The 14,009-nt window shown below is 63.6% G+C and carries 7 protein-coding genes, 1 tRNA gene and 2 pseudogenes; 6 read left to right on the forward strand and 4 right to left on the reverse strand.

Annotated features, from left to right (window positions below; genetic code table 11):
* Positions 1-252: 252 nt before the first annotated feature.
* On the reverse strand, positions 253-501 hold the full coding sequence (locus BMIN_RS07710) for a GlsB/YeaQ/YmgE family stress response membrane protein (protein WP_022861629.1): 249 nt from the start codon (positions 499-501) through the stop codon (positions 253-255).
* A 355-nt stretch (positions 502-856) separates the two neighbouring features.
* A tRNA-Arg gene (locus BMIN_RS07715) sits at positions 857-929 on the reverse strand.
* 32 nt (positions 930-961) lie between these two features.
* Here BMIN_RS07715 and BMIN_RS07720 point away from each other — a divergent pair.
* On the forward strand, positions 962-2,269 hold the full coding sequence (locus BMIN_RS07720) for an endonuclease/exonuclease/phosphatase family protein (RefSeq protein ID WP_238565647.1): 1,308 nt from the start codon (positions 962-964) through the stop codon (positions 2,267-2,269).
* 128 nt (positions 2,270-2,397) lie between these two features.
* On the opposite strand, the gene BMIN_RS07725 is transcribed toward BMIN_RS07720, so the two are convergent.
* Positions 2,398-2,652, reverse strand: a complete 255-nt coding sequence (locus tag BMIN_RS07725; RefSeq protein WP_026647587.1) for an exodeoxyribonuclease VII small subunit — start codon at positions 2,650-2,652, stop codon at positions 2,398-2,400.
* Positions 2,653-2,941: 289 nt separating this feature from the next.
* The gene (gene xseA, locus BMIN_RS07730) at positions 2,942-4,291 is read right to left on the reverse strand and encodes an exodeoxyribonuclease VII large subunit (protein WP_051126438.1); all 1,350 of its coding nucleotides are present in this window, start codon (positions 4,289-4,291) and stop codon (positions 2,942-2,944) included.
* Positions 4,292-4,611: 320 nt separating this feature from the next.
* Here xseA and nrdD point away from each other — a divergent pair, with 320 nt between their 5' ends.
* From nrdD to BMIN_RS07750, 5 genes and pseudogenes are all read left to right on the forward strand, one after another.
* Positions 4,612-7,002, forward strand: a complete 2,391-nt coding sequence (gene nrdD / locus BMIN_RS07735) for an anaerobic ribonucleoside-triphosphate reductase (RefSeq protein WP_022861625.1) — start codon at positions 4,612-4,614, stop codon at positions 7,000-7,002.
* A 3-nt stretch (positions 7,003-7,005) separates the two neighbouring features.
* Positions 7,006-7,698 carry an anaerobic ribonucleoside-triphosphate reductase activating protein gene (gene nrdG, locus BMIN_RS07740; protein ID WP_022861624.1) on the forward strand — a complete coding sequence of 231 codons (693 nt, stop codon included), beginning with the start codon at positions 7,006-7,008 and terminating at the stop codon, positions 7,696-7,698.
* A 152-nt stretch (positions 7,699-7,850) separates the two neighbouring features.
* Positions 7,851-12,110 (forward strand): annotated as a pseudogene (locus BMIN_RS07745) (acyl-CoA dehydratase activase-related protein); the annotation flags it as partial.
* Positions 12,111-12,172: 62 nt separating this feature from the next.
* Positions 12,173-12,511: pseudogene (locus BMIN_RS09240) on the forward strand (hypothetical protein); the annotation flags it as partial.
* Positions 12,512-12,636: 125 nt separating this feature from the next.
* The gene (locus BMIN_RS07750; RefSeq protein WP_022861622.1) at positions 12,637-13,905 is read left to right on the forward strand and encodes a glutamate-cysteine ligase family protein; all 1,269 of its coding nucleotides are present in this window, start codon (positions 12,637-12,639) and stop codon (positions 13,903-13,905) included.
* Positions 13,906-14,009: the final 104 nt, after the last annotated feature.

Genomic DNA, 14,009 nt, shown 5'->3' on the forward strand with positions numbered 1-14,009 from the left:
TGACGTTCTCGGGTCAGCCGCATGGCCTCAGTCAGACTACGGTGATTGGCGGCGTGGGGTCAATACTTCCCTGGCGTATTCCTCGCGCCGCGTAGTGAACGTGGGTAGGCGCATGCGGTTCCGGCTTCTGTCTTCGTGCGTCCATGCGCATCCCGCTCGTGGGCATGAGAAGACCCGGGCGGAACCGATGATGGTGTCCGCTCCGGGTTCGGTGATGTCACGCCGCAGGTGCGGCGGCGTCATTTCGACGCTTTACTTCGAAATTTTCGTCATGACGAAGGAGACGACCAGAACGACGATCACGGCTCCGAGGATCGAGGGGATGAGCGCCATTCCGGCGAGATGCGGTCCCCAGCTTCCCAGAAGCGCCTGTCCCACCGATGATCCGACCAGACCCGCGAGGATGTTGGCGATCCAGCCCATGGACGCCCCCTTGCTGGTGATCGCGCCGGCGATCGCGCCGATGATGGCTCCGACGATCAGTGTCCAAATCCAGCCCATGATGACCCCTCTTTCGTGGTTTGCGTCGGACGTCCGGCGCGTCGGTGGCCATGTCCGCGCAAGAGGGTCGTTGCGGCCCGCGCGGATGCGGCTTCCGTGCCGGATGCCTCTTCGGCAAACGATATTTCCTTATGTTTCCATATATTTATTTCCTTCACGAACACGATAAGTGAATACAGGTCGCGATTTCCGTCTGTTCTCCGCAAGAAGAAAAAGGCAACAGAATTCGCGTTTTGATGTAGACGATTATGCGTGGCTGGCGGCGTATGGATGAGTACGGATATGCGGCATTCCGGCGGATTGAGCGCCCGCCGTACGATTCGGGCCCTGAAAGGGATTTCAGGACCCTCCGCAGTGCCCGAGATGCGATTCGAACGCACGACACCCGCTTTAGGAGAGCGGTGCTCTATCCCCTGAGCTACCCGGGCAACGGTTGTCCATTGTACACGCGGGAGTGCTGGTGGGAACACTGTGTCGGCCCAGCGCCGTCATCGACTCCGGGCCAGCCGACCGCAGCACCGCGGTCTTAGGACTGGCGACGCTGATCGAACGGAACCGCATCCGATGGGTGGGCGTGATGAGCGGGAACGAGGACGCCTGCCGCCTCGACGTCGCTGCGCCCGTCTGGAGCGCATCCGTCCCCCGTTCCGCTCGTGCGGGAATCGGGGGGATTCGTCATGATCGGACGGGGTCGCTGATCGGGAAGGCTATGGTGGTCGGCAGTGGGTCACGGGAGGTTGCCATGTCGGTTGCATCGTCGGGTCGTCGTCATCGCGTTCTTGGCGTCTTCGCGGGTCTCGCGACGCTGGCGTCCCTTCTGGTGGCGGTCGCGAGGGCTCTTCCGGCGTCGATCCAATCCCTGCCGTATGTTCCCGTCGTCGTGTCGGTGGCTCCGTGGTTCGTTGTGGTGGGGCTGATCGGTCTTATCCTCGCGCTGATCTCCCAACGGTGGTTCGTCGCGCTTGTCGCGCTGTGCTGCGTGGTCGTTCAGGGATACTGGCAGTATCCCTTCATCCATCAGTCCGTGTCCCTGTCGGCGTCGACGGTGCAGGCGGTGGGAGGGTCGAGCGTCAACACCGATGACGATGCCGCCAGGGTGATGACGGCCAATGTGTACAAAGGTCGTGCCGACGCTGAATCCATCGTGGACATCGTCCGCGATCAGCGCGTGGAGGTCCTGGCCCTGCAGGAGACCACGCCGGCGTTCGTGAAGGCCCTGAAGAAGGCGGGAATCGAAAGCTATCTGCCCTATTCGGTGGTTTCCTCGGCCGACGGGAAGTACGGCAATGGTCTATGGTCGGCCACGTCGTTGAAGAACCCCGTGGACGACGAGGTCGATTCCCTGTCGTCGTTCATGCCCGCGGGGACGGTGGCGTTCGCGGGTGGCAGGTCGGTCCGCTTCGTGTCCGTGCATACGACGTCGCCCAAACCGGGACGCTGGGATATGTGGAGGACGAGTCTCGAGGACGTCGCCCGTCTGGGATCGAAGACCGGACGGTACATCCTTATGGGCGACTTCAATTCGACCATCGACCATTCGCCGTTCCGCGACGTCCTCGGATCCCGTTTCTCGGACGCCGCATATGAGTCGGGTCACGGCTTCACCTTCACCTGGCCCGCGGATCGTCAATGGGTTCCGTCCTTCAGCGGCATCGATCATGTCGTCGTCGACAAGGGCATCGTCACGGGACAGGTGTCGGTGGTGAGCATTCCCGGATCCGACCACAAGGGCCTTGTGGCGACGGTGCAGATAGGGGCGCAGTCCTAGTTCGTCTGGTTCCGCGCCGTTTCCGCCGTCTCCCGCGTCGCATCTGGCGTCAGTCCGGATTCGTCGTTTGTCGTGCGGCGTCAGTCCGGATTGCCGTCAGTACGGACTGACGCCGACCTGGATCGACGTCAGTCCAGATTCGATTGGGTTCCGGCCGTGTCGGCGGTGGACTGCTGCTGGGCCTGGGCGGCGTCGAGTTTCGATCGCACCTGGTCGAGCAGCGCCTGGGCGCGGTTCGCGAGCGCTTCTCCCAGCTCCCACTGTCTCATGGATTGGTCGAGGTTGAGCCCGCCGGCCTCCAATGCCTGGACCACACGGATGAGACGGTCGCGGGCCTCCTCGTAGGACATGGAGGCGATGGCCGATCTTTCCTCGTCCGTGATGCCCGACGGGGGGACGGCCGTGGTCGACGGGTCGCCCTTGACAGCGTTCGTGGCCGTGGCGTTGGTGTTGTCGTCGTCGTTCGTCGTGGTCGTCGTCGTTTGCTCGCTCATGGTTGTGTGCCTTTCTGACATTGGTGGACGCTGGATGCTATGGACGCGGGGATGCTATGGATATGTGGCTATGGATATGTGGTTGTGGGCATCGGCTTGTGGGGATCCCACGCGATCGCGTGCGGCGCGCCTATGACGCGATGTGCCTATGACGCGGCGTGCCTATGACGCGACGTGCCTATGACGCGGCGTCCGGGACGTTCGTCGCAGGGGAGACTCTCTCGACCACGGCGCCCAGCGCGCCCCTCTTCAGCGTGATGGTGATGGCGTCGCCGGGGGATGTGGACGAGGCGTCGTCGAGCACATGTCCTGATGACGTCTGGACCACCGCATAGCCGCGGTTGAGGGTGGACTGGGGGCTGAGCGCGGTCAACGAGGCGTGGAGCCGGTCTATCGTCATGGACGCGTCGTCCGCTATCTGGGTCATCCCGTACGTCATGCGCCTGCGGGCGTCGTCGACGAAGCGCTGATGGGGCTCGAGCATGGTCCATGGCCGTGTCAGGCTCGGGCGGTTGGCGTAGCCCTCGATGAGGCGCGTCTCGTTGGCCAGCAGCGATTCGGTGCGCAGCCGGATCTGTCCGAGGGCGCTGGCGATGAGTTGCCATTGCTCGCGCACGTCGGGGACGACCTTCTTCGCGGCGTCCGTGGGCGTGGAGGCGCGAAGGTCGGCGGCCAGATCGATGAGCGTCCAGTCGTCCTCGTGGCCGATGGCGGAGATGAGGGGGGTGGAGCATTGGGCGGCGGCCCGGACGACGCCCTCGTCCGAGAAGCCGATGAGATCCTCGAAGCTTCCGCCTCCCCTTGCCACGATGATGACGTCGACGCCGGGATCGGCGTCAAGGGCCCTGATCGCCGCGATGACGTCGGGAGGGCATTGCGCGCCCTGCACGTGCGCGTGGATGACGCGGAAGTCCACGGCGGGCCACCGGAGGTTCACGTTCGTGATGACGTCCCCTTCGGCCCGGGCCTGTGGCGCGCAGATGAGGCCGATGCGGTGGGGGAACTCGGGGATGGGGACCTTGCGGTCCGCGTCGAAAAGCCCCTCGCCCTTGAGCTTTCTGCGCAGGGCGTCGATCATCTCCTTGAGATCTCCGGTGCCGAGACGGCGGATGTCGTCGGCGACGAAGCTGAGTCTGGTGGCCTTCATCCACACGTCGGCACGGCCGTGGACCACGACGCGATCCCCCTGACGGAAGTTGCGGGCCTTGGCCACGAAGTCGCGGAATCCCATGACGGGAAGGGATATCTCCTCGGTGTCGTCGCGCAGGGTGATGTAGCCCGAGGTGGAGCGGCGCATGTTGATCTCCATGATCTGCCCGCGCACCCAGGCCTGCGGCCATCGTTCCACGGCGTCGTGGTATTTGCGGCTGAGCACGCTCACCGGCCAGGGGTTGTCCGCCGTGGTGTCCCGGGCGAGTCGAGGAAGCTCCATGGGACGTGCCGGAGCGGTCGCCGTATTCGTCGGCGCGGGGGCTCCGCCCTGCCCGGAAAAGGCTCCCGACGGGGGAAGGTCTGATGCGACAGTCATGCCTCCAGAGTCCCGCGGGCGAGGGACATTGACGGGGTCGGGACCCATGCCGTCGACGCATGACGCCATGGCGTCGTCGTGTCTTCCAAGGGGCTCGTGGGCGACACGCCTCGACCGACGCCGTTCGTCATCGGATTCGGCTGAATACCGCGATTATCCCTATATCTGGTGTCTGAGCGTATGGACTGGCACTAGATATCGGCGTATAGTGCTGTTGTGTAACGACTTACGTGCATGTAGTTTGGCGTGCGTCGATCCGCTTTCGATGATTCCGTCAGGTTCGAGCGCGGAGAGGTTTCCGGTGTGAAGGGATGTGGACAATGGACACGCAGATGATGGACGATGTCAACGTGGTGACCGCAGTGAAGAAGGTCCTCGTGGAGAAGCGCGATGGGCGTGTGGTCGACTTCGATCCCATCAACATCATCGCCGCCGTGAAGTCGGCGTTCGTCGATCTCGACAAGCATATCGGCCCGCAGGAGGAGCAGCTCATCCGGGAGCTCGCCGCCCAGGTGGAGGGCGAGATCAGGGATCGATACAACGGTCCGGCGAAGATCGAGGACATCCAGAACCTCGTCGAGCACGGCCTGATCGAGAGCCACCTGTACGACGTGGCGCGCAGCTACACCGCGTACCGCCTGAACAAGGACATCGAGCGCGCCAAGGCGACCGATATCAACGAGGCGGTGAGCCGTCTGGTCAACAGGGATGAGAGCCTGGTGCGCGAGAACGCCAACAAGGACTCCAACGTCTACGCCACGCAGCGCGATCTTCTCGCAGGCGCGGTGTCCAAGGCCTCCGCGTTCTCCATGCTTCCCGACGCCGTGTCGAACGCCCATATGAAGGGCGACATCCACTTCCATGACGCGGACTACTCGCCGTTCACCGCCATGAGCAACTGCTCGCTGCCCGATTTCGGCGATATGCTCGCCCACGGCTTCGCGCTGGGCAACGCGATGATGGATTCGCCCAAGTCCATCGGAACCGCGGCGACCCAGATCACCCAGATCATCAAGGACATCGCCGGAGCCCAGTACGGCGGCCAGACGGTCAACCGAGCCGATGAGATGCTTGAGCCCTACGCCCGGCTCGACTACGAGAAGCATCTGCATATGGCCCAGGCCATGATCCCCGATTCCATGCCCATCGGGGCCGTGCGTGACATGGTCAATGGGCTCAAGGCCCAGGAGCCGGAAGGCCTGCACTTCGAGAACCGCGAGCCGCTGCCGATGGACACCCCCTTCGACGAGAACGCCTCGGAGATGGAGCGGCTGCGTGAGGTCTACGCCAAGATCATGACCCGCAAGGCCATCTACGACGCGATGCAGACGATGGAATACCAGATCAACTCCAACCGGGTGTCCAACGGACAGACGCCGTTCGTCACCGTGGGATTCGGTCTGGGCACCTCATGGTTCGCCCGGGAGATCCAGCGCGCCATCCTGCTCAACAGGATTCGCGGTCTGGGCAAGGATCGTCACACGGCGATCTTCCCCAAGCTCGTCTTCACCATCAGGCACGGTCTCAACGCCGACGCCGGCGACGTGAACTACGACATGAAGCAGCTCGCTCTGGAGTGCGCCACCAAGCGCATGTACCCGGACGTGGTCTTCTATGAGAACATCGTCAAGATCACCGGATCGTTCAAGGCCCCCATGGGATGCCGGTCCTTCCTTCAGGGGTGGATCGATCCCGCCACGGGCAAGGACGTCGAGGACGGCCGCATGAACCTCGGCGTGGTCACGGTGAACATCCCCCGCATCGCCTTGGAGTCCCATGGCGACCGGGACCGTTTCTGGAAGATCTTCGACGAACGCATGGCCGTCGCCCATCAGGCGCTGCAGTTCCGCATCATGCGGTGCAAGCAGGCGACCCCGGTCAACGCCCCCACGCTGTTCCGCTTCGGCGCCTTCGGACGTCTGGGAGCCAACGACAACATCGACCAGCTCTTCCGCAACGAGCGCGCCACGGTGTCGCTCGGATACATCGGCCTGTATGAGGCGACGTCGGTCTTCTACGGCAAGGACTGGATGCGCGATCATGGATGGGACCCCGAAGGCAAGGACTTCGCGCTGTCCATCGTGCGCCGAATGAGCGAGCTGTGCCACCAGTGGGCGAAGGCGGAGGGCTACCACTATTCCGTCTACTCCACGCCGGCCGAAAGCCTCACCGACCGCTTCAACCGCATGGACCGGGAGAAGTTCGGAGAGGTGGCCGGCGTCACCGACCACGACTTCTACACCAACTCCTTCCACTACCCCGTGTGGCTTCAGCCCACGCCGATGGAGAAGCTCAACTACGAGAAGGACTTCCCCTACTACGCGGCCGGCGGATTCATCCACTACTGCGAGTTCCCTTGCCTGCAGTCGAACCCCAAGGCCCTTGAGGCCGTGTGGGACTACGCCTACAACATCGGCATCGGCTATCTGGGCACGAACACGCCCATCGACCATTGCTTCGAGTGCGGTTTCGAAGGCGACTTCGAGCCCACCGAGGAGGGCTTCAAATGCCCGGAGTGCGGCAACTCGGATCCCGACAAGTGCAACGTGACCAAGCGCACCTGCGGCTATCTGGGCAATCCGGTCCAGCGCCCCATGGTTCATGGACGCCATGAGGAGATCGCCCATCGGGTCAAGCACATGTCGGGGGAGACCGGACACGTGACCATGCGTGACGGCTCCGACCGCGAGTGGTTCGAGGAGACTAAGTAGGACATGGGCCTCCATGACTTCGCGGCCGGGGAGACCGGCCGCGGCCCGTCCATCCCCAGCGATCTGTCCAACAACCCCCGAGCCGGGCAGTGGAGCAGCCGACGCATGAGCCATGGCATGATCGCCGACTACAAGCGGCTGCTCATGACCGACGGCGAGGGCATCCGCTGCTCCCTGTACGTCTCGGGCTGCCCCTTCCACTGCAAGGACTGCTACAACGCCTCCATCTGGGACTTCCAGGCGGGTCGTCCGTATGACGAACGCCTCGAAAGCCAGATCATGGAGGACATGTCACTGGACTACGTCCAGGGCATCACGTTCCTCGGCGGCGAGCCGCTGCTGAACACCGGCGTGCTGCTGCCGTTGGCACGTCGGATACGCGAGCGCTTCGGACACTCCAAGGACATCTGGTGCTGGACCGGGTACACTTGGGAGGAACTCATGCGTCCGGGGGAGACGGATGACAAGAGAAAGCTGCTGGATCTGATCGACATCCTGGTGGACGGAAGGTACATAGCCACTCTGCATGATTCGCTTCTGCAGTTCCGAGGGTCGAGCAACCAGCGCATCATCGACGTGCCGCGCTCGTTGCGGGCCGGATCCGTCGTCGTGTGGCCGAAGCTGCATGACCAGAAGCGCTTCATCCCCGAGATCTACGGCAAGGACCGCAGTGCGGGCGAGGGCGCCGCATCCTGATGGGGGGAACGGCGGCGGGAACGGGATTCCGGGAATCTCGCTGTCGGAAAAGTCGTGTCGGCATGCCTCGCGACTACATTACATAAAGGATGATGTGCGTGGATTAAGGAGACGTGACGATTCACGTTCCGACGTGGTAATGAGGTGAGTTGGTGAGCGAAGGGCACAACGCGGCGACGGGCCGCTCCGGTCGACCGATCCGTGTCGGGTTGGACATCGGGTCGACGACGGTCAAAGCCGTGGCTCTGGACGACGATGGAGCCCTCGATGGCGCGCTGTTCTCCGACTACCGCCGGCATCACGCCAACGTCAGGGCGACGGTCGCCGATCTTCTGCGCGACATCCAGAGGACGCTGGCCGGAATCGGGCGTGGCGACGATCCTCTGCATGTGGCGATCACCGGGTCGGGCGGCCTGGGATTGGCCGACAAGCTCGGTCTTCCCTTCGTCCAGGAGGTCATCGCCGAGACCCGCGCCATCGATGAGAGGGTTCCCCGGGCCGACGTCATCATCGAGCTCGGCGGCGAGGACGCGAAGATCACCTATCTCAAACCCACGCCCGAGCAGAGGATGAATGGCTCGTGCGCGGGCGGAACGGGGGCCTTCATCGACCAGATGGCCACGCTGCTCGACGTCGACGCCTCCGGCCTCAACGATCTGGCGGCCGACTACTCGAACCTCTATCCCATAGCCTCGCGATGCGGCGTCTTCGCCAAAACGGATCTGCAACCCCTGATCAACGACGGCGCAGACAAGCGCGATCTGGCGGCGTCGATCTTCACCGCCGTCGCGACGCAGACCATCGCCGGTCTGGCCTCCGGCCGTCCCATCCACGGCACCGTGGTCTTCCTCGGAGGGCCGCTGTTCTTCCTCTCGCAGCTTCGGGCCGCGTTCTCCCGCGCCTCGAGGGGAAGGTGGACGAGTTCGTCACGCCGGAGAACGCCCATCTGTATGTGGCCTACGGCGCAGCCCTCCTCGCCGACGACGACACCCAGATCGAGGACTCGACGAAGCTGCGTCCGCGGGCCTGCCGGGAGATACTTGAGGGTCTGGATCGGCTGAGCTCGCTGCCCAGTGACACTCCGACCATGCCGCCCCTGTTCGCCACGGAGCGTGACCGCGACGACTTCACGGCCAGACACGGCCGCGAGCAGGTGCACGTGGGAACGCTTGAGGGTGCGGTCGGTCCCCACTTTCTGGGAATCGACGCGGGCTCCACGACCATCAAGGCGACGTTGGTCAATGATGATCGGGACATCGTCTGGTCGTCGTATGCGACGAACAACGGCAGCCCCCTGTCGGCGGCGGTCGAGATCGTCAAAAGGATCCAGAGCGATCTCCCCGACGCCGCGTGGATCGCCCGCAGCTGCGCCACCGGATATGGGGAGGGGCTTATCACCACCGGACTCCACCTTGATGAGGGCGTCGTCGAGACCATGGCCCACTACCGCGGCGCGGAGATGGTCAGCCCGGGCGTCACCGCGGTGATCGACATCGGCGGGCAGGACATGAAGTATCTCGCCATCGCCGACGGGGTCATCGATTCGATCGCGGTCAACGAGGCGTGCTCCTCAGGCTGCGGATCGTTCCTGCAGACCTTCGCGCTGTCCATGGGAATGAGCATCGAGGAGTTCACTCAGGCGGCGCTCAATTCCACGCATCCCGTGGATCTCGGGTCCCGGTGCACGGTGTTCATGAACTCGTCCGTCAAGCAGGCGCAGAAGGAGGGCGCCTCGATGGAGGACATCGCCGCCGGACTGTGCTATTCGGTCGTGCGAAACGCCCTGTACAAGGTCATCAAGCTGCGCGACGCCGATCTTCTGGGCGATACGGTCGTGGTCCAGGGCGGGACTTTCCTGAACGACGCGGTTCTACGGGCGTTCGAACTGCTCACCGGCCGCGAGGTGACCCGCCCCAACATCGCGGGTCTGATGGGGGCCTATGGTGCGGCCCTCACTGCGCGCATGCATTACGTCGACGACTCGCCCGATGGGCCGGCACACACCGAATCGACGCTTCTTGGCGGAGCGGATCTCGACGGCCTGTCCATGACGTCCGAGCGTGACGTGTGCAGGCTGTGCCAGAACCACTGCAAGCTCACCATCACCACCTTCCAGGACGGCTCGCGCTACGTGACGGGGAACAGATGCGAGCGCGGCGGCGACGCGAAGCGGCAGCGCTCCGACCGGCCGAACCTCTACGACTACAAGTACAAAAGATGCTTCGGGTACCGCAGGCTCACCGACAAGAAGGCCACCCGCGGCGAGATCGGGATACCGCGCGTCCTCAACATGTACGAGAACTATCCCTTCTGGTTCACGCTGCTGACGAATCTCGGATTCAAGGTCATGATCTCCGGCCGTTCGAGCCACGAGCTGTTCGAGCGGGGCATCGAATCCATAGCCTCGGACAACATCTGCTATCCCGCCAAACTCGTCCACGGGCACATCGACTGGCTGCTCGACAAGGGCGTGCGCACCATCTTCTACCCGTGCGTCTCCTACGAGGAGGATCTCATCGCCGGGTCCGACAACCACTACAACTGTCCGGTCGTGGCGAACTACCCGGTCGTCATCGGGGCCAACATGCCCGAGCTGCGGGCCGACGACGTGCGCTACATGCGGCCGTACTTCAATCTGGCGAACCACGACCTTATGCCCCAGCGCATCGTCGACGAGTTCTCCTGGGCGGGAGTCACCCTGGAGGAGGCCCAGCGCGCCGTCAAGGCCGCCTATGCCGAGGACGCGCTTTTCAAGCATGACGTGCAGCAGGAGGGCCTGCGCGCTCTGGCCTACATGAAGGAGCACGACTGTCGGGGAATAGTGCTGGCGGGACGGCCCTACCACGTCGATCCCGAGGTCAACCACGGCATCCCCGAAACCATCTGCTCCCTGGGCATGGTCGTGCTGTCGGAGGATTCGATATGCGAGCTGCAGCCGGGTGACGATCTCCATCTGAGCGACTATCTCAGCGCGAGCGACAAGGATCCCCACGCCCGAGACGCCGAAGGCTTCCGCTACGCGCTGCCGATCCAGGCCCCGCGTCTGCCGCTTCGCGTGACCAACCAGTGGGCTTACCACTCGCGGCTGTACGCGGCGGCGAGCTTCGTGTCCTCGTATCCCGGTCTGGAGCTTGTGCAGCTCAACTCCTTCGGCTGCGGGCTCGACGCGATCACCACCGATCAGGTCAGCGAGATACTGGCCGACAAGTCCGATGTGTACACGCTGCTCAAAATCGACGAGGTCAGCAATCTGGGAGCCGCGAAGATCAGGCTGCGCTCGCTCAAGGCCGCGGTCGAGGAGAGGGAGAACCGCGCTCGCCGCGAGAACGCCGCGAACCCTGGTCCGAAGTCCTCGGGATTCCGGCATACGGGGTCCGCCGCCCCCACGCCGGGCCGTCAGGTGCTTCTCGACACCGTCATGGCCGCCAACCCCAAGCTCACCGCGTCCATGCGGGAGGCGTCACGCAGGGCGGCCGGTCGGACCGCACCCACGTCCGGCAAGGGCCATGCCTCGGCGACGATGTCCGCGTATTCGAACAAGATCCCCTTCGGCAAGTCCATGAAGAAGGACTACACCATCGTGGGGCCGCAGATGAGCCCCATCCACATGTCGCTTATCGAGGCGGTGATTCGGTCGGGCGGATACAAGTTCGACATCATGCGCACCGCGTCACATGACGACATCGAGCTCGGCCTCAAATACGTCAACAACGACGCCTGCTATCCCGCCATCATCGTCGTCGGCCAGCTGGTCGACGCGATCGTCCAGGGCAAGTACGATCCCGACCATGTCGCCCTCGCCATCACGCAGACGGGCGGGATGTGCCGCGCGACGAACTATTTCGGTCTGATCCGCAAGGCGCTCGTCGACGCCGGGTATCCGCAGGTTCCGGTGATCGCGCTGAGCACCCAGGGCATCGAGGACAATCCCGGGTTCACGGCGACGCCGGGAATGCTGCACAGGGCCATCAAGGCGCTGTCCATCGGCGACCTGCTGCTCAAATGCCTGATGCGCGTGCGCCCCTACGAGGCCACGCCGGGCAGCGCGAACGAGCTGTACCGCATGTGGGATCGGATCGTGCGCGAGATGATCATGCACCATGGCCGCTCGGCGACGGCCAGAAGGCGTCTGGGACGCGGATACATGACCTATCCTCAGCTGGCGAAGGCCATCGTGGCCAGCTTCGATGGCCTCGAGCTGCGCGACATCCCGCGCAAGCCGCGTGTGGGCGTCGTGGGGGAGATCCTCGTCAAATACCATCCGGACGCCAACAACCATCTGGTCGATGTGATCGAATCGCAGGATTGCGAGGCGGTCGTTCCGGGCATGATGGAGTTCATGACCACCCGGCCGTACATATCGGATTGGAACGAGAAGCATCTGGGAACGGGCGGGAACAAGCTCTCGTATGCCGTCATGCGGTGGGGGATCGACAGATATCTCAATCCGATCCGCCACGCCATCGACACGGCCCATGGAAAGTTCAGCCAGGATCTGCCGATGCCGGAGCTTGTGCGCAAGGCCGCCGAGGTGACCTCCATCGGCGTGCAGGCGGGCGAGGGGTGGCTGCTCACGGGCGAGATCATCGAACTCGTGGAGTCCGGATGCTCGAACGTGGTGTGCGCCCAGCCCTTCGCATGCCTTCCGAACCATGTCACCGGCCGGGGCATGTTCGGCAAGATTCGTCGTCTGCATCCCGAAGCCAACATCGTGTCGATCGACTATGATCCGGGCGCGTCGGAGGCCAACCAGCTCAACAGGATCAAGCTGATGATCTCCGCCGCCAAGAAGCGCCAGTCGGTGCGCCCATAGCCGAATCGCGATGTGGCCCGCACGCGCCTGCATCCTTGGTTCCGCGCCCATGCCTATGGTTCGCCATCGGCATTCCCTATGACGGTGGGGCGTGCCACCGCCTTCCGCTCCCGTAGGATGGGCGCATGGTTACGCCACGCATCAACTACGCCCATCTCGGCGCCACGGTCAATCCCCGGCATCTTGCGAGTCTGGTGTCGTTCTTCGAAGCGGGGTGCAAGTCGGCCCCGGGAGGCTTCGGCGTGGAGATCGAGCATCTTCCCGTCCGCAACGGAAGCGATGAGGCCATCAACTACTACGAGCCGCAGGGCGTGGAGACGCTGCTTGGACGTTTGCGTCCCTATTACGACGCCGATCGCGAGTACTGGGAGAACGGTCGCCTTGTCGGCTTGGCGAGGGAGGGGATATCCATCTCCCTTGAGCCGGGCGCCCAGGTCGAATGCTCCATTGGGGTGCTGAGGACGCCGGAGGAGCTGGAGACGGTGTACCGGGCCTTCCGTTTCGAGGCGGATCCCATTCTTGATGAATTGGGGTTCCGGCTTGTTGCCTATGGGTATCAGCCGAAAACCGGTTTCGCCGATATTCCCGTGAATCCGAAAAGCCGTTATGCCGCCATGAGCGACTATCTGGGCCGGGTCGGACAGTATGGGCTGTGCATGATGCGCTGCTCGGCATCCACCCAGGTGAGCATCGACTATCACGACGAGGCGGATGCGATAGCCAAACTGCGGGTGGGGACGGCGGTCGGCCCCATCCTCGCCTGGTTCTTCCGCAACACCCCGTACTTCGAAGGCGCACCGAACCCCTTCCCCCTGCTGCGTCAACGTATGTGGGATTCTCTTGACTTTCAGAGGGCGAACGTCATTCCCGGCCTGTACGACCCGCGTTTCGGCTGGGAGGATTATGCGGTCGATGTGCTGTCCACCCCGTTGATGTTCGCCGACCTCACCCACACCCCGGAGGCGGCCGGGCTGAGCGAGGCCGAGAAACATCGCGCGGCGTTCCGGGAGAATGCAGGGGAGCTGTATCCCGACCGTGAGCTCAATGCGTACGAGATCAACCATGTCATATCCACGCATTTCAATGACGCTCGTCTCAAGAACTTCATCGAGTTCCGGCATTGGGATTCCCTGCCGTTGGCGCGCGCGGAGCGTCTCACGCAGATCATCGGCTCGCTGTTCTACGATGGGCGGAATCTGGCGCGTCTGGCTTCGTTCTTCGAGGGGATCGACGAGTTGGACGTCTATGAGGCGAAGGCCAACATCCAGGCGTTCGGAGCGGGCGCGACACCTTATGGCCGGTCGTGGGAATTCTGGCGTGAATTCCTGGGGCTTGGCGATCTGCTTGAGGGAATCCCGGGCGATCCGGCGCATCCCGACGTGTTCCAAATTTAGGCTGCGGCACGAGGGCTCGCCGCCACCGCGGTACAGGTGGAGTGTGCGCATAATCAGCTCCACGCTAATTGTTGTATATGCGGCATGTTGTATGTGAGTCATAT

Source organism: Bifidobacterium minimum, from assembly GCF_000741645.1.
GTDB classification, from domain to species: Bacteria; Actinomycetota; Actinomycetes; order Actinomycetales; family Bifidobacteriaceae; genus Bifidobacterium; species Bifidobacterium minimum.

Bases quoted from the DNA above. Each gene is read 5' to 3' on its own strand.
- nrdG (WP_022861624.1), top strand. From the start codon at position 7,006: ATGGGCCTCCATGACTTCGCGGCCGGGGAGACCGGCCGCGGCCCGTCC.
- nrdD (WP_022861625.1), top strand. From the start codon at position 4,612: ATGGACACGCAGATGATGGACGATGTCAACGTGGTGACCGCAGTGAAG.
- BMIN_RS07710 (WP_022861629.1), bottom strand. From the start codon at position 501: ATGGGCTGGATTTGGACACTGATCGTCGGAGCCATCATCGGCGCGATC.
- BMIN_RS07750 (WP_022861622.1), top strand. From the start codon at position 12,637: ATGGTTACGCCACGCATCAACTACGCCCATCTCGGCGCCACGGTCAAT.
- xseA (WP_051126438.1), bottom strand. From the start codon at position 4,291: ATGACTGTCGCATCAGACCTTCCCCCGTCGGGAGCCTTTTCCGGGCAG.